The sequence below is a fragment of the Mycobacterium sp. IS-1556 genome, from assembly GCF_001499985.1.
GTDB lineage: Bacteria > Actinomycetota > Actinomycetes > Mycobacteriales > Mycobacteriaceae > Mycobacterium.
The window spans coordinates 425922-448763 of record NZ_LQIM01000012.1 but is presented as its reverse complement, the minus strand read 5'-3'; the positions used below and the strand labels follow the sequence as shown (position 1 = coordinate 448763).

23 protein-coding genes are annotated in these 22842 nt (G+C 68.4%); 15 read left to right on the top strand and 8 right to left on the bottom strand.

Annotated elements, in window-relative coordinates; all coding sequences use genetic code 11:
* The first annotated feature begins 50 nt into the window (after positions 1-50).
* Positions 51-623, top strand: coding sequence for a hypothetical protein (locus AU187_RS11595; protein WP_231740319.1), 573 nt, complete (start codon positions 51-53; stop codon positions 621-623).
* A gap of 9 nt (positions 624-632) precedes the next feature.
* Here the strand turns inward: AU187_RS11595 and AU187_RS11590 are convergent, their stop codons facing one another.
* Entirely contained in the window at positions 633-887 is a 255-nt protein-coding gene (locus AU187_RS11590) for a DUF2631 domain-containing protein (RefSeq protein ID WP_059099716.1), read from the bottom strand.
* An 80-nt stretch (positions 888-967) separates the two neighbouring features.
* Between AU187_RS11590 and AU187_RS11585 the strand changes: the two genes are divergently transcribed.
* A complete protein-coding gene (locus AU187_RS11585; RefSeq protein ID WP_059099717.1) occupies positions 968-1801 on the top strand; it encodes a mycofactocin-coupled SDR family oxidoreductase in 834 nt (277 codons plus the stop codon).
* Positions 1802-1804: 3 nt separating this feature from the next.
* Here the strand turns inward: AU187_RS11585 and AU187_RS11580 are convergent, their stop codons facing one another.
* Positions 1805-3097, bottom strand: coding sequence for a cryptochrome/photolyase family protein (locus AU187_RS11580; protein WP_059099718.1), 1293 nt, complete (start codon positions 3095-3097; stop codon positions 1805-1807).
* Positions 3098-3136: 39 nt separating this feature from the next.
* Between AU187_RS11580 and AU187_RS11575 the strand changes: the two genes are divergently transcribed.
* Positions 3137-4012 (top strand): TIGR03619 family F420-dependent LLM class oxidoreductase, encoded by an 876-nt coding sequence (locus AU187_RS11575; protein ID WP_059099719.1) that lies wholly within the window; start codon positions 3137-3139, stop codon positions 4010-4012.
* A 57-nt stretch (positions 4013-4069) separates the two neighbouring features.
* On the opposite strand, the gene AU187_RS11570 is transcribed toward AU187_RS11575, so the two are convergent.
* The gene (locus AU187_RS11570; RefSeq protein WP_059099720.1) at positions 4070-4741 is read right to left on the bottom strand and encodes a fasciclin domain-containing protein; all 672 of its coding nucleotides are present in this window, start codon (positions 4739-4741) and stop codon (positions 4070-4072) included.
* A 141-nt stretch (positions 4742-4882) separates the two neighbouring features.
* Here AU187_RS11570 and dxr point away from each other — a divergent pair, with 141 nt between their 5' ends.
* The 7 genes from dxr to AU187_RS11535 all read left to right on the top strand — a co-directional run bounded on the left by dxr (position 4883) and on the right by AU187_RS11535 (position 12675).
* The gene (gene dxr / locus AU187_RS11565; RefSeq protein ID WP_172800222.1) at positions 4883-6067 is read left to right on the top strand and encodes a 1-deoxy-D-xylulose-5-phosphate reductoisomerase; all 1185 of its coding nucleotides are present in this window, start codon (positions 4883-4885) and stop codon (positions 6065-6067) included.
* Positions 6064-7287 (top strand): M50 family metallopeptidase, encoded by a 1224-nt coding sequence (locus AU187_RS11560; protein ID WP_059099722.1) that lies wholly within the window; start codon positions 6064-6066, stop codon positions 7285-7287. The genes dxr and AU187_RS11560 overlap by 4 nt, the downstream gene beginning before the upstream one ends.
* 7 nt (positions 7288-7294) lie before the next feature.
* Entirely contained in the window at positions 7295-8476 is a 1182-nt protein-coding gene (gene ispG, locus AU187_RS11555) for a flavodoxin-dependent (E)-4-hydroxy-3-methylbut-2-enyl-diphosphate synthase (protein ID WP_059099723.1), read from the top strand.
* Between the two features lie 56 nt (positions 8477-8532).
* Positions 8533-9387, top strand: a complete 855-nt coding sequence (locus AU187_RS11550; protein WP_059166693.1) for a GNAT family N-acetyltransferase — start codon at positions 8533-8535, stop codon at positions 9385-9387.
* Positions 9388-9423: 36 nt separating this feature from the next.
* Entirely contained in the window at positions 9424-10083 is a 660-nt protein-coding gene (locus AU187_RS11545) for a GNAT family N-acetyltransferase (protein WP_059099725.1), read from the top strand.
* A 188-nt stretch (positions 10084-10271) separates the two neighbouring features.
* Positions 10272-12080: a penicillin-binding transpeptidase domain-containing protein gene (locus AU187_RS11540; protein ID WP_059166692.1), complete on the top strand. Its 1809-nt coding sequence runs from the start codon at positions 10272-10274 to the stop codon at positions 12078-12080.
* 22 nt (positions 12081-12102) lie between these two features.
* Positions 12103-12675, top strand: a complete 573-nt coding sequence (locus tag AU187_RS11535) for a DUF1707 SHOCT-like domain-containing protein (protein ID WP_059099727.1) — start codon at positions 12103-12105, stop codon at positions 12673-12675.
* On the opposite strand, the gene AU187_RS11530 is transcribed toward AU187_RS11535, so the two are convergent.
* A complete protein-coding gene (locus AU187_RS11530) occupies positions 12672-13118 on the bottom strand; it encodes a nuclear transport factor 2 family protein (RefSeq protein WP_059099728.1) in 447 nt (148 codons plus the stop codon). The two genes, AU187_RS11535 and AU187_RS11530, sit on opposite strands and share 4 nt — an antisense overlap.
* A gap of 9 nt (positions 13119-13127) precedes the next feature.
* Complete coding sequence (locus AU187_RS11525) at positions 13128-13514, bottom strand: PaaI family thioesterase (protein ID WP_059099729.1); 387 nt, start codon at positions 13512-13514, stop codon at positions 13128-13130.
* A gap of 84 nt (positions 13515-13598) precedes the next feature.
* Between AU187_RS11525 and map the strand changes: the two genes are divergently transcribed.
* The 4 genes from map (at position 13599) to AU187_RS11505 (ending at position 17307) form a co-directional block, all read left to right on the top strand.
* Positions 13599-14459: a type I methionyl aminopeptidase gene (map, locus tag AU187_RS11520; protein WP_059099730.1), complete on the top strand. Its 861-nt coding sequence runs from the start codon at positions 13599-13601 to the stop codon at positions 14457-14459.
* 18 nt (positions 14460-14477) lie between these two features.
* Positions 14478-16022, top strand: a complete 1545-nt coding sequence (locus tag AU187_RS11515; protein ID WP_286131907.1) for a cobyric acid synthase — start codon at positions 14478-14480, stop codon at positions 16020-16022.
* Positions 16019-16681, top strand: coding sequence for a hypothetical protein (locus tag AU187_RS11510; RefSeq protein ID WP_059099731.1), 663 nt, complete (start codon positions 16019-16021; stop codon positions 16679-16681). The genes AU187_RS11515 and AU187_RS11510 overlap by 4 nt, the downstream gene beginning before the upstream one ends.
* Positions 16682-16743: 62 nt before the next feature.
* Complete coding sequence (locus AU187_RS11505; protein ID WP_059099732.1) at positions 16744-17307, top strand: alpha/beta fold hydrolase; 564 nt, start codon at positions 16744-16746, stop codon at positions 17305-17307.
* Between the two features lies 1 nt (position 17308).
* On the opposite strand, the gene ngg is transcribed toward AU187_RS11505, so the two are convergent.
* The 3 genes from ngg to AU187_RS11490 are packed head-to-tail and all read right to left on the bottom strand — an operon-like array spanning position 17309 to position 21321.
* Positions 17309-19075 carry an N-acetylglutaminylglutamine synthetase gene (gene ngg / locus AU187_RS11500; RefSeq protein WP_059100116.1) on the bottom strand — a complete coding sequence of 589 codons (1767 nt, stop codon included), beginning with the start codon at positions 19073-19075 and terminating at the stop codon, positions 17309-17311.
* Positions 19072-20871, bottom strand: a complete 1800-nt coding sequence (locus AU187_RS11495; RefSeq protein WP_059099733.1) for an N-acetylglutaminylglutamine amidotransferase — start codon at positions 20869-20871, stop codon at positions 19072-19074. The genes ngg and AU187_RS11495 overlap by 4 nt, the downstream gene beginning before the upstream one ends.
* 57 nt (positions 20872-20928) lie before the next feature.
* A complete protein-coding gene (locus AU187_RS11490; protein WP_059099734.1) occupies positions 20929-21321 on the bottom strand; it encodes a DUF6463 family protein in 393 nt (130 codons plus the stop codon).
* A gap of 124 nt (positions 21322-21445) precedes the next feature.
* Here AU187_RS11490 and AU187_RS11485 point away from each other — a divergent pair, with 124 nt between their 5' ends.
* Positions 21446-22813: a glutamine synthetase family protein gene (locus AU187_RS11485; RefSeq protein ID WP_059099735.1), complete on the top strand. Its 1368-nt coding sequence runs from the start codon at positions 21446-21448 to the stop codon at positions 22811-22813.
* Positions 22814-22842: the final 29 nt, after the last annotated feature.

The window sequence follows — 22842 nt, the reverse complement described above, 5'->3', positions numbered from 1 at the left end:
CCCCTCGTCCGGCTCGCTGATCTGATCGGATGGGAACTCGGATGGGAACTATGCCAACTCGACTGCCGACTCGACCCCTCACCGATGACTACGTATTGGCCGACGAAGCGCGGGCCGCCGAGGGCCGGATCAACCAGCATCAGCTCACCATCCTGGCCGCGGGCCTGGCTGACGTGGTCGGGATGGCCGGCGGTTGGCTGTTTGACCGGGCGCGCGCCGGATGGGATGTCAGCGTCCGGGTCGAAGGCTGCCGGGATCTGCGGCCGCTGATGATCCTGGGCGCCAACGTTGTCGACGAGTCCACCGAGACCGTCCTGTCCGACCTGCCCCCGGGGGCCGCGCTGGCGGTCAGCGCAGAATTGCTGAACGACGATCCGCACATGCGCGCCCACGTCTTCGAGCTGGTGAACAGTGGCGACGCCGAGGTGATGGCGTGGGGCGACGTCTGGCCGGCGCAGCTCGGAGGTCATGTCGACGCCACCGAGCACCGGTTGAGCGTCGCGGCGCGCGCGTTCAAGGCCCGGGCGCTGGCCGCCGCCGAACTGGCGCCGGCTGTCGGCGCCACAGAGACGTTCTTCGACCTGGGGGCCGAGTCGCCGTTGCGGCCCCTGTGTTCGGTCTAAGTGCCCGGTCTAGCGAATCCAGCCGCGCCGGCGCAGCCACCAGTCGCGGATCACCGCGGCGACGATCAGCGCGGCGAACCCGATCAGAAAGAAGTCCTCGACGTGGCCGACATGGTTGCCGTGCATCAGGGCCAGCAGAAAGAGGGCCGCCAGCAGTCCGCCGATGTGGAAGAACCTCGGGTTCTCCTTCGACCAGCCCCATTCCGCGGACGGCACGTCTTCGACGTCGACTCCGGTGTGTCGCTGCACCTCGGTGCTGGCCACGGCTGCTCCTCACGGTCGGGCTTGGTACTGGCCCACATTCTGGCATAGGCCTACTACGCGCGGCCGTAGGGTGATGCCTCATGACGCATCAGTTCGACGGCAAGGTCGCATTCATCACCGGCGCGGCGCGCGGGCAAGGTCGTGCACACGCGGTCCGATTCGCCGAGGAGGGCGCCGACATCATCGCGGTCGACCTCTGCGAGCAGATCGACAGCGTCGCCTACCCGATGGCCACTCCGGAGGACCTCGACGAGACCGTCAACCTGGTGGAGAAGACCGGCCGCAGGATTGTGGCCGAACGCGGTGACGTCCGCGACTTCGAGCGGCTACAGGAAATCGTCGCGCACGGCGTCACCGAACTGGGCCGCCTCGACTTCGTGCTGGCCAACGCGGGCGTACTGCCGGCCATGGGCGAGCATCGCGGCGAGGTCGCGGCGTTCGTCGACGCGGTGGACGTGATGCTCAAGGGTGTCCATTTCACGATCGAGGCCGCGTTACCGGCGATGCTGGCGCACGGCGACGGCGGAGCGATCGTCATCACCAGCAGCGCAGCCGGATTGAAGTCCGTCAGCCCCGGTGTGGACACGATGAGCCACGGCGCCGCCGGTTACAACGCCGCCAAACACGGTGTCGTCGGCCTGATGCGGTACTACGCAACGTCTTTGGCGGAGCGAAACGTCCGGGTCAACTCCGTGCATCCGGGCGGGGTCGCCACGCCGATGATCCTCAACGACGCGGTTGCCGGCTACCTGACGGAGCACCCGAAATTCGGGGAATCGCAGATTCCGCTGCTGCCGGACGGGCTCGTGACACCGGAGGCCGTCAGCGACGCAATGGTGTATCTGTGCGGCGCGTCGGGCCGATACCTGACCGGGGTCGCGCTGCCGGTCGACGCCGGCCTGGCTGTCAAGTAGGCGTCAGTCAAGTGCGGCGTACCGGCGCAGCGCCTCCTTGCGTTCGGCGGCGTGATCGACGATCGGGGCGGGGTAGGCGCCGTCGTCGATCTCGGGCACCCACCGCTGCACATAGCTGCCGTCGGGATCGAATTTGGCACCCTGGGTGGCCGGATTGAAGACACGGAAATACGGCGCGGCGTCGGTCCCGGTGCCCGCCGCCCACTGCCAGCCATGCTGGTTGTTGGCCATGTCGCCGTCGACCAACTGATCCAGGAACCAGCGCGCCCCCCACTGCCACGGCAGGTGCAGATCTTTGACCAGGAACGAGGCGACGATCATCCTGACGCGGTTGTGCATCCAGCCGGTCTGGGCGAGTTGACGCATCCCGGCATCGACGATGGGAAAACCCGTGCGACCGGCCTTCCACGCCTCGAACCGCTTCTCGGCCTGCGGTCCGCCGTCCAACTCCATCGCGTCGAACGACGAGTTCCAGTTCCACCAGACGCTGTGCGGCCACTTGTTGAGTACCGCGGCGTAGAAGTCGCGAAAAGCCAACTCCCGCAGGTAAGCCTGCGCGCCTTTGCCGCGGCCGATGTCGACCGCCATGGTGCGCGGATGGATCGCGCCGAACTTCAAGTGCGCCGACATCCGGCTGGTGGCGTCCAGATCGGGGCGGTTGCGGACGTCGGCGTAACCGGCAAGCCCGTTGTCCACGAACGTCTTCCACTGTTTGCGGGCAGCTGTCTCACCGGCGGGTGGATCGAGTTCGGCTCCGAGATCGGGGATCTCCACTGCGCCGGATACCTCGGCCGGGTCGAGCCAGCGCGCCGATGTGGGCCCCGTTTTGGCCGGCGCGCGCCAACCGTGGTCGCGCCAGCTCCCATAGAACGGGCTGAACACCTTGTACGCGCTGCCGTCGGGTTTGGTGACCCGGCCGGGCGAGACCAGATACGGCGAGCCGGACGCTTCCAGTGGCACCTCGCCGAGCGCCGTGCGAACCGCGTCGTCGCGCCGCCGGCCGAACGGCGAGTAGTCGGCGGAGATGTGCACCGCGGATGCACCGACGGCCTTGGCCGCCAATGGTATTCGCTGTTCCGGTCGGCCTCGTGTCACCAGCAGCTTGCCGTCGAGATTGTCGCGTAGATCGCGTAACGCGTCGTAGAGGTACTGCAATCGGCGCGCACCCGCCGACGCTTCGAGCCGGGGGTCGAGGACGTAGCAGGCGAGGACCTCGCCGTCGTCGGCGGCGGCATCGAGCAGCGGCGGCAGGTCGTGCAACCGCAGATCGCGACGAAACCACAACAACGTGGGCATGGCATTGATGCTGCCCCGAATTCGCGATAGAGAAACAGGATGGAGTTCTGGTCGGGCACCGCGTTCATGAAAACGTCAGAAATTCTCGGTCTCGCGCGCATCTTCGACGAGGCCGGCTACGACGGGATGGTCTGCTCGGACCACATGATCTATCCCCGCGAGCTCACCTCGCCGTATCCCGACTCGCCGACCGGTAAGCCGATGTGGGCGCCCGAGACCGCCTGGCCGGACTGCTGGGTGCAGATCGGTGCGATGGCCGCGGTGACGAGTCGGTTGCGGTTCTCCAACGCCGTCTACGTGGCGCCGGCGCGTCCGCTGCTGGAGGTGGCCAAGCAGGTCGCGACGGCCTCGGTGCTGTCCGACGGGCGGGTGTCGCTGGCCGCGGGCGTCGGCTGGATGCGCGAGGAATACGAGTTGATGGGCCAGGACTTCGGCACCCGCGGCAAGCGCCTCGACGAGATGATCCCCGCTCTGCGGGCGCTGTGGCGGGGCGGATGGGTGTCGTGGAGCGGTGAGCACTACCAGGTGCCGGAGATGATGATCGAACCTCATCCCGTCGCGCCGGTGCCGATCCTGTGCGGAGGAGAGTCGGAGGCGGCGCTCCGTCGCGCAGCACGACTCTGTGACGGCTGGGTCGGCTACGCCTACAAGTGGGACGACGCCGTGGGTTACGCGCAGAAGTTGCGCTCGCTGCTGCGCGAATACGGCCGCGATGGCGAGCCTTTCGCCATCATGCTGGCACTGCTGGAACCACCGTCGCCGGACCTGTACAAGCGGGCCGAGGATGCCGGGATCACCGCGGTCATGTGCAGTCCGTGGATGGGGATGGACCTGCCGTCCGGCGGTGGTGTCGAGCGCTACCAGGAGCCCATCGAGCGGTTCGCCGAGAACATCATCGCGAAGGTGCGGACATGAGGGAGGGCAGCCCGGCTCGGGGTATCGGGCTGCCCTCCAGACCTGTTGTGGCGCAAATCAATTCATCGGCGGCATCAGCACCGCGTCGATGAGGTACACGGTCGCGTTTGCGGTACGCACGCCACCGCAGACCACGTTGGCGTCGTTGGCCTTGATGGCCTCACCGCCGCCGGTGACGTCCACCTCGGCGCCCTGCACCGTCTTGTGCGTGCCGATCACCTGCGCCGGATCCGCCTGGCCGGGCACCACGTGGTAGGTCAGGATGCTCGTCAGCAGATCCGAATCGGTCTTCAATGTCTCGATGGTCGCCGGATCGAGCTTCGCGAATGCGTTGTCGGTCGGGGCGAACACCGTGAACTGGCTGCTGTCGAGGGTTTCGACGAGGTTCACGTTCGGGTTCAACTTGCCCGACAGCGCCGAGGTCAACGTGGTCAGCATCGGATTGTTCGCCGCGGCGACCGTCACCGGATCCAGCGCCATCCCCGACACCGATCCCGGCCCCGTGGGGTTCTGGGCGGCATAGTCGGCACAGCCGGGACCGACCAGGCCGGCGGCCGGATCCATCGGCCGATCCATCGGGGTGGGCGCGACGCTGGTCGCACCGGCAGTGGTCTGCGCGGCCGCGGTAGGCGCCGGGCTGCTGGTGTCGTTCGAACACGCCGAGAAGGTCAGGATCGCGGCCGCGGCCACCCCCGCCGCCGTGACGGACTTGCGGAACTCGATATTCATGCGCTGCTCCCTTGTCGCGGACGGTCGGTGCCGCCCTCTGCTGTGACACCGGAGGATTCGGATCCGTGTCGCAACGCGGATGGATTGCGTCAGATTTGCGTCACACCTGGTGCGCCGGCACTCGCCGGATGACGTCGCGACGTGCGCAGGCGGCACAATGGTCCGGTGAGTGCAAGACGGCGCGTGCTGATCCTCGGCAGCACCGGATCGATCGGAACCCAGGCGCTGGAGGTCATCGGCGCCAATCCCGACCGCTTCGAAGTCGTCGGCCTGGCCGCCGGCGGCGGCAACCCGGACCTGCTGGCGCGCCAGCGCGCCGCGACCGGAGTGACCAACATCGCGGTCGCCGACGAAAGCGCGGCCGCGCGCGTCGGCGACGTCACCTACGCCGGACCGCAGGCCGTCACCCGACTCGTCGAGAACACCGAGGCCGACGTGGTGCTCAACGCGCTCGTCGGCGCACTGGGGCTCGAACCGACGCTCGCCGCGCTGGCGACCGGCGCGCGCCTCGCGCTGGCCAACAAGGAATCCCTGGTCGCCGGTGGACCACTGGTGCTCAAGGCCGCCCAGCCGGGCCAGCTCGTACCCGTCGACTCCGAACACTCCGCGATGGCCCAGTGCCTGCGCGGCGGCACCCCGGACGAGGTCGCCAAGATCGTGCTGACCGCCTCGGGCGGTCCGTTCCGCGGCTGGGCCGCCGACAAGCTGGAATCGGCCACCCCCGAGCAGGCCGGCGCCCATCCCACCTGGTCGATGGGGCCGATGAACACGCTGAACTCGGCGTCGCTGGTCAACAAGGGGCTGGAGCTCATCGAAACCCACTTGCTGTTCGGGGTGCCCTACGACCGCATCGAAGTGGTGGTTCACCCGCAGTCGATCGTGCACTCGATGGTCACCTTCACCGACGGTTCGACGCTGGCACAGGCCAGCCCGCCGGACATGAAGCTGCCGATCGCGCTGGCGCTCGGCTGGCCGCAACGGGTCCCCGCAGCCGCGCCGGCCTGTGACTTCTCCACCGCATCGACCTGGGACTTCGAGCCGCTCGACGATGAGGTGTTCCCGGCGGTGAGGCTGGCTCGCGAGGCGGGCGAAGCGGGCGGCTGCCTGACCGCGGTCTACAACGCCGCCAACGAGGAAGCGGCGGCGGCATTCCTCGACGGGCGCATCCGGTTCCCGGCCATCGTGCGCACCATCGGCGAGGTGCTGCGCGCTGCCGACCAGTGGGCCGCCGAACCCGCTACCGTGGAAGACGTACTTGACGCCCAGCGGTGGGCACGTGACCGCGCGCAGCGCGCGGTCGAGCGGGAGGTAATCACCACCAGATGATGTGGTTCATCGGTGTCGCGCTGTTCGCGCTGGCCATCCTGGTTTCGGTGGCCCTGCACGAATGCGGCCACATGTGGGTGGCGCGGGCCACCGGCATGAAGGTGCGTCGCTACTTCGTCGGCTTCGGCCCGACGCTGTGGTCCACCTGGCGCACGAACAAGCTCGGCGACCGGACCGAATACGGCGTCAAGGCGGTCCCGCTCGGCGGGTTCTGCGACATCGCGGGCATGACCGCGATCGAGGAACTCGCACCCGACGAGCGCGACCGCGCCATGTACAAGCAGAAGACCTGGAAGCGGGCCGCCGTGCTGGCCGCCGGTCCCGGCATGAACTTCGTCATCGGCCTGGTGCTGATCTACGGCGTCGCGATCGTATGGGGACTGCCCAACCTGCACGCGCCGACCACCGCGATCGTCGGCGAGACGTCGTGCGTGAAGGCCGAAGTCAGCAAGGGCCAGCTCGGCGACTGCCTGGCGCCCTCGCCGGCCGCGGCCGCGGGCATCAAGGCCGGCGACACGGTCGTCAAGATCGGCGACACCCCGGTGGCCAACTTCGACGAGCTGGTCACCGCCGTGCGCAAACTCGACGAGCCCACGCAGTTCACCGTGCAGCGCGATGGCAGCGAGTTCACCACGCTCGTCGACGTCGTCCCGGCCCAGCGCTGGGTCACCGAGGGGGACACGTCCGCACCCGAGCCGGTCGGCTCGGTCGGCATCACCGCGGCGCGGTTCGGACCGACCCAGTACAACGCGCTGACGGCGGTGCCGGGCACGTTCGCCTTCACCGGCGACCTCGCCGTGGAGATCGGCAAGTCGCTGGCCAAGCTGCCGACCAAGATGGGTGCGTTGGTGCGCTCCATCGCCGGCGAAGAACGCGACCCCGAGACACCGATCAGCGTGGTCGGCGCCAGCATCATCGGCGGCGACGCCGTCGACCAGGGGCTGTGGGTCGCGTTCTGGTTCTTCCTGGCGCAGTTGAACTTCGTGCTCGGCGCGATCAACCTCGTCCCGCTGCTGCCGTTCGACGGTGGCCACATCGCGATCGCGTTCTACGAGAAAATCCGAAACATGATCCGGTCGGCGCGCGGCATGGTGGCCGCGGGTCCGGTCAACTACCTCAAGCTGATGCCCGCCACGTACGTGATCCTCGTCGTGGTGGCCGGCTACATGCTGTTGACCGTGACCGCCGACTTCGTCAATCCGATCAGAATCTTCCAGTAGGAGAGCTATGTCCGTCGGCAGCATTGGGCAACAGATTGGACTGGGTATGCCGGCCCCACCGGCACCGGTTCTGGCGCCTCGGCGCAAGACCCGCCAGTTGATGGTCGGCGATGTCGGCATCGGCAGCGACCACCCGATCGCGGTGCAGTCCATGTGCACCACCAAGACCCACGACGTCAACAGCACGCTGCAGCAGATCGCGGAGTTGACCGCGTCCGGTTGCGACATCGTCCGGGTGGCGTGCCCGCGCCAGGAGGACGCCGACGCGCTCCCGGCGATCGCGAAGAAGTCGAAGATCCCGGTGATCGCCGACATCCACTTCCAGCCGAAGTACATCTTCGCCGCGATCGACGCCGGTTGCGCCGCCGTGCGCGTCAACCCCGGCAACATCAAGGAGTTCGACGGCCGGGTCGGCGAGGTCGCCAAAGCCGCGGGCGCCGCGGGGATTCCGATTCGCATCGGCGTCAACGCCGGGTCGCTGGACAAGCGATTCATGGAGAAGTACGGCAAGGCCACGCCCGAGGCGCTGGTCGAGTCCGCGCTGTGGGAGGCGTCGCTGTTCGAGGAACACGGCTTCGGCGACATCAAGATCAGCGTCAAGCACAATGACCCGGTCGTGATGGTGGCCGCCTACGAGCAGTTGGCCGCGCAGTGTGACTACCCGCTGCATCTCGGTGTGACCGAGGCGGGCCCGGCGTTCCAGGGCACCATCAAGTCCGCCGTCGCGTTCGGCGCGCTGTTGTCCCGCGGTATCGGCGACACCATCCGCGTCTCGCTGTCCGCGCCGCCCGCCGAGGAGGTCAAGGTCGGCAACCAGATACTCGAATCGCTGAACCTGCGTCCGCGGTCGCTGGAGATCGTGTCGTGCCCGTCGTGTGGACGCGCCCAGGTCGACGTCTACACGCTGGCCAACGAGGTGAGCGCCGGCCTCGAGGGCATGGAGGTTCCGTTGCGCGTCGCGGTGATGGGCTGCGTGGTCAACGGCCCGGGCGAGGCTCGGGAAGCAGATCTCGGTGTCGCGTCGGGCAACGGCAAGGGGCAGATCTTCGTCAAAGGCGAGGTGATCAAGACCGTCCCCGAGGCGCAGATCGTCGAGACGCTGATCGAAGAGGCGATGCGGTTGGCCGACGAAATGAACACCGGGCCCGGAACAGATACCAGCGGTTCGCCGGTCGTGACCGTAAGCTGAGTGTGATCCCACACACTGGGTGACTCCACGCCCGGCGTCGGTTAGAAAGAGTTCCCATGTCGGCACCGCCGCTGTTTCGTCACGTCGACGAACGACGGGTTTCCGTGGTGCGCGACGTCGGCGCCGTGATGCGGGTCCTCGACGAGGATCCGGTCGGATCCTGCATGGTCGCCTGCCGGGTGGCCGAACACGGTGTGGAGCCGTCGGCGATCGGCGGCGAACTGTGGACGCGGCGCCGGGCCACCGAATCGCTGTGCTACGCCGGCGCGAACCTGATTCCGTTGCGCGGCGCGCCAATTGATCTCCATGCATTCGCCGAGAAGGCGATGAGTACCGCGCGGCGCTGCTCCTCGCTGGTCGGGCGGGCCGAGTTGGTGCTGCCGATGTGGCGTCGACTGGAGCCGGCCTGGGGCACCGCGCGGGACGTGCGCGAGCACCAGCCGTTGATGGCGCTGAGCACGCCGCCCCAATGCGTCGTCGATCCCGCCGTGCGCCAGGTGCGTGCCGACGAACTCGACGCGTACCTCGTCGCCTCGATCGACATGTTCATCGGCGAGGTCGGCATCGACCCGCGCCTCGGCGATGGCGGCCGCGGTTACCGGCGACGGGTCGCCGGACTGATCGCCGCGGGCCGCGCCTGGGCCCGCTTCGAGCGCGGCGAGGTCGTGTTCAAGGCCGAGGTCGGCTCGCAGTCACCGACCGTCGGGCAGATTCAGGGTGTCTGGGTGCACCCCGACTGGCGTGGACGCGGCCTGGGCACCGCGGGTACCGCCACCTTGGCGGCGGCCGTGGTGCGGTCCGGTCGCACCGCGAGCCTGTACGTCAACGACTTCAACACCGTCGCCAGAGCCACCTACGACCGCGTCGGCTTCCGACAGGTCGGAACGTTCGCGACGGTTCTGCTCGACTGACGGTTCCCGCCCGTCCGACTGTCCTACGCTCACGTCATGGCTGACGACGATCGCACAATCGCGCGCAGAGAGATCGCCGACACGATGGTCCGGGCCCTCGAGCGGCGACACGAACTTCTCGACGTCATCGTGGATTCCGAAGACTACGACGCGGCGATCGAGGCGATCGCGGGCATGCTCGGCGCGTCGCACGTGGCCGCCGAAGCGGTGCTGCGGTTGTCGTTCGACCGGCTGACCAAGGTGTCGCGGCGCCGGATCGCCGCCGAACTCGAGGACCTCAACAATCAGCTGAGCTTCACCATGGGCGAACCGGCGCGCACGGCCGACAGCCTGGTGTTGCGTCCGTTCCTCGCCGCGGCCGACCGGGACATCTTCGCCGCGCGGACCCAGGATGTCCGCGAGTCGGGCGACGGGTCGCGGGGGCCGGCGGGCGACCTCGACGACGAGATCCGCGCCGGGTTGCGGCGCGTCGACGCCGAGGAGGCCGCCTGGCTGGTCGCGGTGCAAGGCACCGAGAAGGTCGGAATGGTATTCGGGGACCTCGTCGGCGGCGAGGTGAACGTGCGGATCTGGATCCACCCCGACTACCGCAAGCAGGGGTACGGCACCGCGGCGCTGCGCAAGTCGCGATCGGAGATGGCCGCCTATTTCCCGGCGGTGCCGTTGGTGGTCCGGGCGCCGGCCGCGGGTTCCTAGCCGCGGGGACGGTGCCGGTGCCGTTCGGCCGACGGGCTCGTCACACGGCTACCGCTTGGCACACCGATCGACGTTTTGCATGTCACTTCTCGGACTTTCGCTGCAAGGTGTAGGTGAGTGTGACTGGTGATGCAAATCCCGGTGCGCCTCCCGCGAATGCAGGTCTCGAGTTCGTAACATCTGCCCCAATGGCAACTACAGCAACACGTGTCGCAGCCCTGCTGGCGGTCGGAGGAGTGGTCGTCAGCCTCAACAGCGCCTGTACGCCCAGGCCCGCCGGACCCGAACCGGCCGCCGAGAAGTTCTTCGCCGCGCTGGCCACCGGCGACACCACCAGCGCGGCCGAACTCAGCGACCGGCCCGCCGAGGCGCGCAAAGCGCTCAACGAGGCGTGGGCGGGATTGCAGGCCACGCACCTGGACAGCCAGATCCTGGGCTCCAAGTACGCCGAGGACACGGGAAGCGTCACGTACCGCTACACCTGGCATCTGCCGAAGGACCGCACGTGGACCTATGACGGACAGCTGAACATGGTCCGCGACGAGGGCCGCTGGGAGGTTCGGTGGAGCACCACCGGACTGCACCCGAGACTCGGCGAGAATCAGACCTTCGCGTTGCGCGCGGACCCACCGCCGCGGGCCTCGGTGATCGAGCGTGGTGGCACCGAGGTGCTGGTGCCCGGCTACCACTACAGCTACGCGTTGGATGCCGGCGCGGCAGGCGAGGAGTTGATGCCGACCGCGCGCGCCGTCGTCGACGCACTGCGGCCGTTCGACAACACGCTGGACCCGCAGCGGCTCGCGGAGCAGGCCAGCTCGTCGAAACAGCCGCTGAACCTGATCACGCTGCGCAAGTCCGACCATGACCGGGTGGCCGCCGCGATCGGGACGCGACCCGGTGTGGTGATCACGCCGCAAGCCGAAATGCTGCCCACCGACGAAAGTTTCGCGCCCGCGATCGTCAGCGAGGTCAAGAACGCGGTGGTCGACGAACTCAACGGACAAGCGGGATGGCGGGTGGTCAGCGTCAACCAGAACGGTGTCGACGTCGGCGTGCTCAACGAGGTGCCGGGTGAGCCCGCCCCCTCGATCACGATCACCCTCGACCGCGCGGTCCAGAACGCCGCGCAGAACGCGGTCGACTTCACCGGCAAGAAGGCGATGATCGTGGTGGTCAAACCGTCCACCGGCGAGATCCTCGCGGTGGCGCAGAACGCGTCGGCCGACGCCGAGGGCCTGATCGCCACCAACGGCCTGTATCCACCGGGATCGACGTTCAAGATGGTGACCGCGGGGGCGGCCATCGAACGCGACATGGCCACCCCGAACACGTTGCTTCCGTGCCCCGGCACGATGGACATCGGCCACCGCACGGTGCCCAACTACGGCGGGTTCGACCTCGGCACCGTGCCGATGTCGCGGGCCTTCGCCAGTTCGTGCAACACCACGTTCGCCGAACTGGCCAGCCGGATGCCGCCGCGCGGTCTGACGAAAGCCGCGGCGAAGTACGGCATCGGCACCGACTACGAGATCGAAGGGCTCACCACCGTGACCGGGTCGGTGCCGCCGACGGTCGACCTCGCCGAGCGCACCGAAGACGGCTTCGGGCAGGGCAAGGTGCTGGCCAGCCCGTTCGGCATGGCGATGGCCGCGGCGACCGTCGCGGCCGGGAAAACGCCCGTGCCGCAACTCATTCAGGGCAGGCAGACGGTGGTGCACGATGCGCCGGAGCCGATCAGCCAGAAGATCCTCGACGGGCTGCGGCCGATGATGCGACTGGTGGTGACCAACGGCACCGCCGAGGGTCTGCAGGGTGCCGGCGACGTCCGGGGCAAAACCGGTGAGGCGGAGTTCGCGGGCGGTTCGCACTCCTGGTTCGCCGGCTACCGCGGCGACATGGCGTTCGCCGCGCTGATCGTCGGTGGGGGCTCCTCGGAGTACGCCGTGCGGATGGTCAAGGGCATGCTCGACGGGCTGCCGCCGGACTATCTGGCCTGAGTAGCCTGTTTCCTACAAGGCCATGACCATCGACAAGCACGACGCGATGCGCGTCTCCGACGCCGACCGCAACGGCACACTGCGGCGGCTGCACAACGCCGTCGCACTGGGCCTGATCGACATCGAGGAGTTCGAGGAGCGCTCGGCGGCGGTGGCCAGCGCGCGGCTGCACTCCGACCTCGACGCGCTCGTCGGCGACCTGCCGGGACCCGGTGCGATCGTCACCTCGGCAGCCGACCGGGTGGAGTTGCGCGGTGTGTTGGGCTCGCTCAAGCGGCACGGCGAATGGACCGTGCCCAGCCGGCTCGCCCTGCACAGGCGGATGGGTTCGGTGGATCTGGACCTCACGAGGGCGCGGTTCGCCGGGCCCATGGTCGTCATCGAACTCGACCTGAAGTTCGGTGGCCTCGCACTGCGGCTACCCGACGGCGCCAGCGCCTCGATCGACGATGTGGAGGTCGCCGTCGGCAGCGCGCACGACCATCGCCGGGACGCGCCGGCCGAGGGCACGCCGCACGTCATCCTGACCGGCAAGGTGGTCTGCGGCTCGGTGGACATCCGAGGACCGCGCAAATCCTGGTTCAAGCGTGGCTAACGCCTGAACAGCGCCGCTCCGGTGCGGATCAGCTGTCCCCAACCGGCGGGACGGCCCGCCAATTTCACCGCCAGCGGCGCGGAGTCGAAATACGAAACACGTTCGGCGATCAAGCCGTTGGTGAACGTGAACCGGTCGACCGCATCCCAGGCGATCGGCTTGCCGCCGTAGGTTCCGCTCAGCGTGAACTCGATGAACACCTCGTGGCGGCCATGACCGACGCGATGGACGTCGGCGTGCAGATCGGGCACCAGTGCGAACAACCGCTGAAACGACGCCCGGCAGGCCCGCTTGCCGCGCAGCCGGCCCATCATCGGCTGCACCAGCACGATGTCGTCGCTCCACAGCGCCTCGTGTTTCGCCATGTCAGGGGTGCGCCAGGTATCGGCGAACCGTTCGGCGAACCTGGTGGCGAACTCGTCGTCAACTTCGTCGATCGTCATGGCGCAACGCTAGCGGGGATCGAGCACCGCGAAGCTCAACGTCGACCGGGCCGCCAGCCGGTCGCGGCCGACATCGGTGACGTCGACGGCGGTGACGATCAGCCGCTTGCCGGCGCGCACGATCGTGGCCTCAGCCCGTGCGGGCCCCACGACGATCGGCGCGACGAAGTGAACGTTGAGGTCGGTGGTCGTCACGCTCTGGTCCGACCCCACGTGGCGGGCGGCCAGCCGGCCGGCGGCGATATCGATCAGCGTCGCGACCAAGCCGCCCTGCAGCGCCCCCCGGATGTTCGTCAGGTCGGGCCGGTTGTCCATCTCGATGATGAGCCGCTCGTCGGTCTCCACCACATCCCGCATACCCAGGCGACCGAGCAGATGGCCTGGTGTGACCTCCATCGGCACCGACTCGCTTAGCATAGCTATACGTTAGCACTGTTCTCCACTACGGAGATTGCCGTTCTCGTGGCTATCCTTGGCGTCATGCCTGTTCGTACCGCCCTTCGCCCCGGCGTGGTGTCACCCACGCTGCCGGTGCCCAGCTCGATCGCCCGGCCCGAATACGTCGGCAGGTCGACGGCGCGCGAGGGCGACGAGCCCTGGGTGCAGACGCCGGAGGTGATCGAGAAGATGCGGGTCGCCGGCCGGATCGCGGCGGGTGCGCTCGCCGCGGCCGGTAAGGCCGTCGCGCCCGGTGTCACCACCGACGAACTGGACCGCATCGCCCACGATTACATGGTCGAGCACGGTGCCTACCCGTCGACGCTGGGCTACAAGGGTTATCCGAAGTCCTGCTGCACCTCGCTCAACGAGATCATCTGCCACGGCATCCCGGACTCGACCGTCATCGAGGACGGCGACATCGTCAACATCGACGTGACCGCCTACATCGACGGGGTGCACGGCGACACCAACGCGACGTTCCTCGCCGGCGACGTGTCCGAGGAGCATCGCCTGCTCGTCGAGCGCACACATGAAGCGACGATGCGCGCGATCAAGGCCGTCAAACCGGGCCGCCAGCTGTCGGTGGTCGGCCGGGTCATCGAGGCGTACGCGAACCGGTTCGGCTACAACGTCGTTCGCGACTTCACCGGGCACGGCATCGGCACCACCTTCCACAACGGCCTGGTCGTGCTGCACTACGACCAGCCCGCCGTCGAGACCGTACTGGAACCGGGTATGACGTTCACCATCGAGCCGATGATCAACCTCGGCGGGCTGGACTACGAGATCTGGGACGACGGTTGGACGGTCGCCACCACGGACAAGAAGTGGACCGCGCAGTTCGAGCACACGTTGGTGGTCACCGACGACGGCGCCGAGATCCTCACCGTCGCCGACTAGGGCGCCTCGATTGTGAATCTGACGACGCCCAGACGCGGATTTCCGTCGCCATTTTCACAATCGGCGGGCGGCGCGCTGCTGGTCGCGGGCGCCACGTCGGACGCCGGCAAGTCGATGGTGGTCGCCGGGCTGTGCCGGCTGTTGGCCCGCAAGGGTATTCGCGTCGCGCCGTTCAAGGCGCAGAACATGTCCAACAACTCCGCGGTCACCGTCGACGGCGGCGAAATCGGCCGCGCGCAGGCGATGCAGGCGCGCGCCGCGGGCCTCGCACCGCACTCGCGCTTCAACCCGGTCCTGCTCAAACCGGGCAGCGACCGCACTTCCCAACTAGTCGTGCGCGGCAAGGTCGTCGACACCGTCAGCGCCAAGGACTACTTCACCCACCGCGACCGGCTCGCCGCGGTGGTCGCCGACGAACTCGCTCAGCTGCGCTCCGATTTCGACGTCGTCATCTGCGAGGGCGCCGGATCTCCTGCCGAGATCAATTTGCGCGCAAACGATCTGGCGAACATGGGGCTGGCACGTGCGGCGGGCATTCCGGTGATCGTGGTCGGCGACATCGACCGCGGCGGGTTGCTCGCCCACCTGTTCGGCACCGTCGCGGTGCTGGACGAGGAGGATCAACAGCTCATCGCCGGGTTCGTCGTCAACAAGTTTCGCGGCGACCCGTCGCTGCTGGCACCCGGACTGGCGCAACTGCAGCAGCTGTCCGGACGACCGACCTACGGTGTCATTCCCTATGCCGACGGGTTGTGGCTCGACACCGAAGATTCCGTCTCGGTCGTGGCGCACCGCGTGGTCGGCGAACCGCCGCCCCCGCGCGGGCGGGAGTGGCTGCGAGTGGCCGCGATCCGACTGCCTCGCATCTCCAACTCGACCGACGTCGAGGCACTGGCATGCGAACCCGGCGTGCTGGTGCGCTGGGTCACCGACCCCGCCGATCTCGCCGACGCCGACGTGGTCCTGCTCCCCGGCAGCAAGGCCACCGTCGCGGACCTGGACTGGCTGCGCCGCAGTGGCCTGGCCGAAGCGCTGGACGCACACGTCGCCCGCGGCCGGCCCGTGCTCGGCATATGCGGCGGCTTCCAGATGCTCTGCACGCGCATCGACGATCCGGTGGAGTCACGGGCCGGCGTCGTGACGGGCCTGGGCCTGCTCGACGCGGACATCGTCTTCGCCGCCGCCAAGACCCTGCGGCGCCACCAAGAACCGTTGTCGGGCTATGAGATTCACCACGGCCAGGTCAGCCGCTCGGCTGAGGACGAGTGGCTTGGCTCGGGCATTCCAGTCGGTCTTCGCCGCGGCGCGGTGTACGGCACACACTGGCACGGGCTGCTCGACAACGACGCCGTCCGCCGGGCGTGGCTGGCCGAGGCCGCCGCCGCTGCGGGCCGCACCGGATTCGTCGTCGCCGACGACGTCGACGTCAGCGCTCGCCGCGACGCCCAACTCGACCTGATGGCCGACCTGTTGACCAGCCATCTCGACATCGACGCGATTCTTGCCCTGCTGGACGACGGCGCCCCGGCCAGGCCCACCGTCGTGACCGGATTACGGCGATGAGCTGGCGACACGGGACGGCGGTCGTCCTCGCAGCGGTGACGCTGACCGGATGCGCCCATCAGATCGCCGGCACCGCGACGTGGCCCGGCGCCCGGTTGGATCGGACATTGCTCACCGCCGCCGACTTCCCGCAGGGGGTGCAATACGACCGCGTCGTCCGCGAGCCGGGGCGGGGCGACGGCGCGGGACCCCCGCCGGCCATGCTGTCGCGTCCCGCAGGCTGCTCGGAGGGGCTCACCCGGGTCATCGCCGAGTCGGCCGAACGGGGGCCGGGCAGCGCCGCCGAGTACGTCGTCGGCTACGACGGCACCCGTGTCGTGATGACGGTGTTGACGTGGCATCTCGATCTCGACAAGTTGGCGGCCACAGCGGAACGCTGCGCACAGTTCCAGACGTTCTTCGACCCGTTCTCGCCCGGCATCCCGATGACGACGACCAAGATGGACAGCACCCGCAGCGACGCGCTCGTCTACGAGCAGACGATGCGCCTGAGCGGCGTCGACAGCCGCGTCTACTTCTCGTTCGAGAACGTCGGGACCATGGCCGTCTACGGCATCGCGTTTCCGGTGCCGAATCCGACCATTCCGGTCAAAGCCGCGCTGCCGCAGACCTTTCTGGACATCGCGGCCCGGCAGGCCGAGCGTGTTCCCACGGGCTGACAGGAGTGTTCACCTGCCGCGAAACGACCGCGGCGGCCCAGCGGCCGCTGTAGCGTGTCCCAATGCCATCCACCACGGTCACCGTTGAGGGAATCAGCGTGCCCGTCGATGTCGCAGGTCCCGACAAGGGCTCTGTCGTGGTGGTGCTCGGCGCGGCGCACCAGTCGACCGCCGCCTACGACGCGGTCTGTCAGCGGCTGCACACCGCGTCGCTGCGCACCGTCGTCGTCCCTCCCGATCCGCGGCTGACCGCCAAGTCGGTCGTGGCCATCCTCGACGCGCTCGACGTGAAATGGGCGCTGCTCGTCGGCGACCGCATCGGCGGGGAACTGGCATGGGAACTCGCCGCGACCCGACTCGACCGGTTCATCGGGCTGGTCGTCATCGACCGCGGACATCCGCGCGTCGCCGACGCCGCCGGCGTCATCCGCGACGAGCACTGCCCGCCGGTGGAGATGAACACCACCGCGCTGGTCAGCACCCCCGCCGCCCGCGCGATCGCCCGGGCCAGCCAGCGGTACGTGTACGGCGACTATCGGATGGTCGACCTGCTGGGCAGGCGCAACGCTCACGAATCGACGGCGCAGCTGGCCGCAGAGATCGTGATGCGCACCAGCACCTGGTAGCTCAGGTCGCCTCTTCGGGTGTCCAGGCCTGCGGCAGCGCGGGGCTTCCCGGGAACAGAAAATCGACGAAAGCCTTTGCGGTGGGCTGTGGTTCGTGATTGGCCAGCCCCGGTCGCTCGTTGGCCTCGATGAACACGTACTCCGGTTCGGCGACATCGGGCACCAGCAGGTCGATGCCGGTCACCGGGATGCCGATCGCGTGCGCCGCCTTGACCGCGACCTCGCACAGATGAGGGTCGACCTTCGCCGTCACATCGTGAATGGTGCCGCCCTGGTGCAGGTTCGCGGTCCGGCGCACCCGTAGCCGCTGCCCTTCGGGGAGCACGTCGTCGAAGGTCCAGCCCGCCTCGGTGACCGTCGCCTCGGTGACCGCGTCGATCGGAATGCGGGACTCGCCCCCGGTCGCCGCCGCCCGTCGCCGGCTCTGCGCCTCGATGAGCTCGCGCACGGTGTGGTGCCCGGTCCCGACGACCTCCGCCGGCCTGCGCAACGCGGCGGCCACCACCTTGCCGTCGATCACCACCAGGCGCAGGTCGTCACCTTCGGCGCGCTGCTCGATGAGCACGTTGGGGTGTTCCTCGCGAGCGCGCGCCAGCGCGGCGTCCAATTCCTTGGGGCCGCTGACCCCGACGGTGATGCCCTTGCCCTGCTCGCCTCGGGTCGGCTTGACCACGACGTCGCCGACCTCCTCGAGGAACTCGTGGTCCTTCTCGTCGAAGGTGGCCAACCGGCCCGTGGGCACCTTGATGCCGGCCTCGGCCACCAGGCGCCGCGTCAACCGCTTGTCGTCGCAGCGGGCCATCGCCACCGCAGACGTGTACTCGGACAACGATTCCCGCGTCAGGACGCTGCGGCCCCCGTGGGACAGCCGCATCTCGCCGGCCCCCGCGTCGAGCACCTCAACCCAGATGCCGCGGCGCATGGCCTCGTCGGCGATGATCCGCGCATACGGGTTCAGGTCCTCGATCGTCTCGGGTGGATGGGTGAACAGTGGTTCGTTGATCGCGTTCTTGCGCTTGACGGCCATCACCGGAACGCGCTCGAACCCGAGTTTCTCGTACAGCGAGATCGCCGCCACGTTGTCGTGGCTCACCGACAGGTCCATGTACGCCCGGCCGCGGTCGCGGTAGAGCGTGGCCAGCGCGCGGGTGAGCGACGCGCCGACGCCGGGCAGGCTGGTGGTCGGGTCGACGGCCAAGGTCCACAGGCTCGAGCCGTTCTCCGGGTCGGAGAACAGCCGTTTGTGGTCGACGCCGGTGACGGTGCCCACCACCGTGCCGTCGTCGTCACGCACCGCGACCAGGTAGTCGAGCGCGTCCTGCGTCCGGTGGTTCTGCCACAACACCTCGACCGGCCCGGGCACCATGCCGCAGCGCACGTAGACGCGGTTCATCTCGTCGGCGTCCTCGGCGCTCTGCAGGCCGCGCACCGAGAAGCCGGTCGGCGCCGGGTCCGGTTCATGGTCTTCGGTGAACCTCAGCCGATAGGTGTGGCTCGGATCGATGAACAGTTCGGCGGGGGCCATCGACACCAGCACATGGGGTTCGCGGGCGTAGATGCAGATGTCGCGACGGCCCGGGCCCTCGTGGCGCAATACCTCGGCGAGCTTCTGGGGGTCGGCGAACGTCTGCCCGAAAATGAGTCGGCCCCAGCCCATTTCGATGACCACATCGTCGGCCATCGCGTCGACGAGGTGCTGCGGCGAGGCGTGGTGAAGGCCGAGGGTGATGGCTTCGGTCTGGTCGGTCTCGGGACCGGTCGCCGTCATGCCGCCGGTCCCGTGATCCCGTGCCGTTGCAGCCACAGTTCCAGCAGCGCGAGCTGCCAGAGTTCGTTGCCGCGCAGCGGCGTGAGACGACCGTTCGGGTCGGCGAGCAGCCGGTCGATCGCCGCGGGCCGGAACAGGTCGCGTTCCTTGGCGGCGGGCGCGTAGAGCGCGTCGCGCACCATATCCAGGTACGGGCCCTCCAGGTGGGTGAGCGCGGGCACCGGGAAGTAGCCCTTCGGCCGGTCGATGACCTCGGCCGGGATGACCCGCCGGGCGGCCTGCTTCAGCACGCCCTTGCCCTCGTGGGCGATCTTCAGCTCGGGCGGACAGGTCGCGGCGAGCTCGACGAGCTCGTGGTCGAGGAACGGAACCCGGCCCTCCAGGCCCCATGCCATGGTCATGTTGTCGACGCGCTTGACCGGGTCGTCGACGAGCATCACGGTGGTGTCGAGCCGCAGCGCACGGTCGATGCCGGTCTCGGCGCCCGCCCGCGCGAAGTTCTCGGTGACGAAGCGCAGGCTCGGGTCGTCGGGTGTGGCGAATGTGGGCGAGATGAGCGCCTCGTAGCCGGACCGGTCGCGGTCGAAGAACGCGTCGCGGTAGATCCCCACCGACTCGTCGAGCGAGGCGGCACCGGCCATCGGTGGATACCAGTGGTATCCGGCGAACACCTCGTCGGCGCCCTGGCCGGATTGCACCACCTTGACGTGCTTGGCCACCTCCTGGCTGAGCAGGTAGAACGCGACGCAGTCGTGGCTGACCATCGGTTCGCTCATCGCGCCGATCGCGCCGTCGAGCGCCGGCAGCATGCGCTCGGTGCCGATGCGGATCTGGTGATGGTCGGTGCCGAAGCGCTCGGCGATGATGTCGGAGTACTTGAATTCGTCGCCCGCGACGCCGCCCACCGATTCGAAGCCGATGGAGAACGTCGCCAGCCCGTGCTGACCGGCCTCGGCGAGCAGCCCGACGATCAAGCTGGAGTCCACGCCGCCGGAGAGCAGGCAGCCGACCGGAACGTCGGCGACCAAGCGCCGGTCGACCGCGACCCGCAGCGCGCCCAGAATGGCGTCCTCCCAATCGCGTTCGGACCAGTCGGCGCGGTCCGCGCGCCGGGTGAAGTCCGGTTCCCAGTAAGTGCGGGTGCTGCGGCTGCCGTCGGGTTCGATCGCGACCAGCGACGCCGGGGGCACCTTGGTCACCCCACGCAGAATCGTCCGCGGCGCGGGCACCACCGAGTGGAACGTCATGTAGTGGTGCAGGGCGACGGGGTCGATGCGGGTGTCGACATCGCCGCCCGCCAGCAGCGCCGGCAGCGACGAGGCGAAGCGGATCCGGGCCGGATTCTCGGTGAAGTACAGCGGTTTGATCCCCAGCCGGTCGCGACCGAGCAGGACCCGGCCGCTGTCGCGCTCGACGATCGCGAACGCGAACATGCCGTAGAGCCGGTCGACGAACCGGTCGCCCCAATGGTGGTACGCCTTGAGCAGGACCTCGGTGTCGCTGTGGGAGAAGAACCGGTAGCCGTGCTCGCTGAGCTCGCGGCGCAGCTGCTTGTAGTTGTAAATGCAGCCGTTCCAGGCGATCGCCAGGCCGAGTTCGGAGTCGAGCATCGGCTGACCGCCGGCTTCGGACAGATCGATGATCTTCAGGCGACGGTGTCCCAGCGCGACCCGGCCCTGCGACCACACGCCCGCTGAGTCCGGACCCCGCGGCGCCATCGCCTCCGCCATGGCTGACACAGCTGTGACGTCAGGTACCCGGCCGTCGAGACGCACCTCGCCGGTGGCTCCACACACGCCAAGGACTTTACCCTTGTGGAAGCTGGCGAAACCCGTGACGGGTGTGACTTGGCTCTACTGGCGCTGGTGGCGCCGTAGGGCCATGGCGGCAAGCCCCTCTACGAGCAACAACCAGAATCCCGAGACGGGCATGACCGCGGCGCCGATCGCGCCCATCGCCGCCATTCCGGGCCCGAGCGCAGGTGCGATCGGTTCGCCGGACGCCCCCGACCTGCGGATGCTCGCGCCCATGGTGATGAAGGCCAGGCCGCCGATCAGGAACCAGAACGCGGTGTGGCGCCGTTCACCGTCGACGGTGCCCAGCCGGGCGTCAGAAGCCGAGTTCAGCAGACCGTCCCGGGCCATTCCGGCGAGCTGCCTGCGGTAGAGGTAGCCGCCGAGCGCATCGTGCAGCACGCCGGTGGCGATCACGGCCTCGCCGAGCCGCTTCGTTCGGGCTTCCGTCACGGGCTGGGTTCCTATCGTTGGGAGCGACAATTGTATGAAGTGTTCGCTGCGAACGTCGGAGCGAACCACCGCCAATGGTTGACTAGCCGTCATCTCTGGTCGTTGAGGAAGGGCCCCGCAGCGGATGAGCGTCACATCGGGCATGTTGTCGCAGGCCGATCTCGAGCGCCTGGTGGCCGCCGGGGACATCGACACGGTGATCGTCGCGTTCTGCGACATGCAGGGCAGACTGACCGGCAAGCGGGTGTCGGGCCGGCTGTTCGTCGAGGAGATCGCCGAACACGGCGCCGAATGCTGCAACTACCTGCTGGCGGTCGACGTCGACATGAACACCGTCGACGGGTACTCGATGTCGAGCTGGGAGACCGGTTACGGCGACATGGTGATGACGCCCGACTTCTCGACGTTGCGGCTGATTCCGTGGCTACCCGGAACGGCGATGGTGATGGCCGATCTCGGCTGGCACGACGGCACGCCGGTCCAGCAGGCCCCGCGCAGCATCCTCAAGCGCCAGATCGATCGGCTGGCCGAATGCGGGCTGGTGCCCTACGTCGGCACCGAACTCGAATTCATGGTGTTCGACGACGGCTTCCGCGAGGCCTGGGCGAAGGGCTACCGGGGGTTGACGGCGGGTTCGGACTACAACGTCGACTACGCGATGCTGGGCTCGACCCGGATGGAGCCGCTGCTGCGCGACATCCGGCTCGGCATGACGGGCGCGGGCATGTACTGCGAAGGCGTCAAGGGTGAATGCAACCTCGGCCAGCAAGAGATCGCGTTCCGCTTCGACCATGCGATGGTCACCTGCGACAACCACGCGATCTACAAGAACGGCGCAAAGGAGATCGCCGACCAGCACGGCAAGAGCCTGACATTCATGGCGAAATTCGATGCGCGAGAAGGCAACAGCTGCCACATCCACATCTCGTTGCGCGGCGACGACGACAGCCCGGTGTTCGCCGACGATGCCGATCCGCTGGGCATGTCGCCGATGTTGCGCAGCTTCATTGCCGGGCAGTTGGCCACGCTGCGTGAGCTCACGCTGTTCTACGCGCCGAACATCAACTCCTACAAGCGGTTTGTCGACAGCAGTTTCGCCCCGACCGCGATCGCGTGGGGGATGGACAACCGGACCTGCGCGCTGCGGGTCGTCGGCCACGGTCACGGCATGCGGATGGAGAACCGGGCGCCCGGCGGCGATGTCAACCAGTACCTCGCGGTGTCGGCGCTGATCGCCGGCGGGCTGTACGGCATCGACCGGGAGCTCGAGCTGCCCGAGCCCACCGAGGGCAACGCGTATACCAGTGGCGCCGAGCGGCTTCCGACGACGCTCGCCGAAGCGGCGGCGTTGTTCGCGAAGTCCGAGGTCGCCCGCGCAGCGTTCGGCGATGAGGTCGTCGAGCACTACCTCAACAACGCCCGCGTCGAGCTGGCCGCGTTCAACGCCGCCGTCACCGACTGGGAGAGGATGCGCGGCTTTGAGCGGCTCTAGTTCCCCGGCGAGCAAGCGGAAAGTGCCCG

Excerpts from the sequence above, each read along its gene's own strand:
- ispG (WP_059099723.1), top strand. The coding sequence starts at position 7,295 with ATGTCCGTCGGCAGCATTGGGCAACAGATTGGACTGGGTATGCCGGCC.
- ngg (WP_059100116.1), bottom strand. The coding sequence starts at position 19,075 with ATGACGGCGACCGGTCCCGAGACCGACCAGACCGAAGCCATCACCCTC.
- map (WP_059099730.1), top strand. The coding sequence starts at position 13,599 with ATGCCTGTTCGTACCGCCCTTCGCCCCGGCGTGGTGTCACCCACGCTG.
- AU187_RS11570 (WP_059099720.1), bottom strand. The coding sequence starts at position 4,741 with ATGAATATCGAGTTCCGCAAGTCCGTCACGGCGGCGGGGGTGGCCGCG.
- AU187_RS11530 (WP_059099728.1), bottom strand. The coding sequence starts at position 13,118 with ATGACGATCGACGAAGTTGACGACGAGTTCGCCACCAGGTTCGCCGAA.
- AU187_RS11505 (WP_059099732.1), top strand. The coding sequence starts at position 16,744 with ATGCCATCCACCACGGTCACCGTTGAGGGAATCAGCGTGCCCGTCGAT.
- AU187_RS11485 (WP_059099735.1), top strand. The coding sequence starts at position 21,446 with ATGAGCGTCACATCGGGCATGTTGTCGCAGGCCGATCTCGAGCGCCTG.
- AU187_RS11510 (WP_059099731.1), top strand. The coding sequence starts at position 16,019 with ATGAGCTGGCGACACGGGACGGCGGTCGTCCTCGCAGCGGTGACGCTG.
- AU187_RS11595 (WP_231740319.1), top strand. The coding sequence starts at position 51 with ATGCCAACTCGACTGCCGACTCGACCCCTCACCGATGACTACGTATTG.
- AU187_RS11525 (WP_059099729.1), bottom strand. The coding sequence starts at position 13,514 with ATGGAGGTCACACCAGGCCATCTGCTCGGTCGCCTGGGTATGCGGGAT.
- AU187_RS11585 (WP_059099717.1), top strand. The coding sequence starts at position 968 with ATGACGCATCAGTTCGACGGCAAGGTCGCATTCATCACCGGCGCGGCG.
- AU187_RS11580 (WP_059099718.1), bottom strand. The coding sequence starts at position 3,097 with ATGCCCACGTTGTTGTGGTTTCGTCGCGATCTGCGGTTGCACGACCTG.
- AU187_RS11575 (WP_059099719.1), top strand. The coding sequence starts at position 3,137 with ATGGAGTTCTGGTCGGGCACCGCGTTCATGAAAACGTCAGAAATTCTC.
- AU187_RS11535 (WP_059099727.1), top strand. The coding sequence starts at position 12,103 with ATGACCATCGACAAGCACGACGCGATGCGCGTCTCCGACGCCGACCGC.
- AU187_RS11560 (WP_059099722.1), top strand. The coding sequence starts at position 6,064 with ATGATGTGGTTCATCGGTGTCGCGCTGTTCGCGCTGGCCATCCTGGTT.
- AU187_RS11550 (WP_059166693.1), top strand. The coding sequence starts at position 8,533 with ATGTCGGCACCGCCGCTGTTTCGTCACGTCGACGAACGACGGGTTTCC.
- AU187_RS11545 (WP_059099725.1), top strand. The coding sequence starts at position 9,424 with ATGGCTGACGACGATCGCACAATCGCGCGCAGAGAGATCGCCGACACG.
- AU187_RS11540 (WP_059166692.1), top strand. The coding sequence starts at position 10,272 with ATGGCAACTACAGCAACACGTGTCGCAGCCCTGCTGGCGGTCGGAGGA.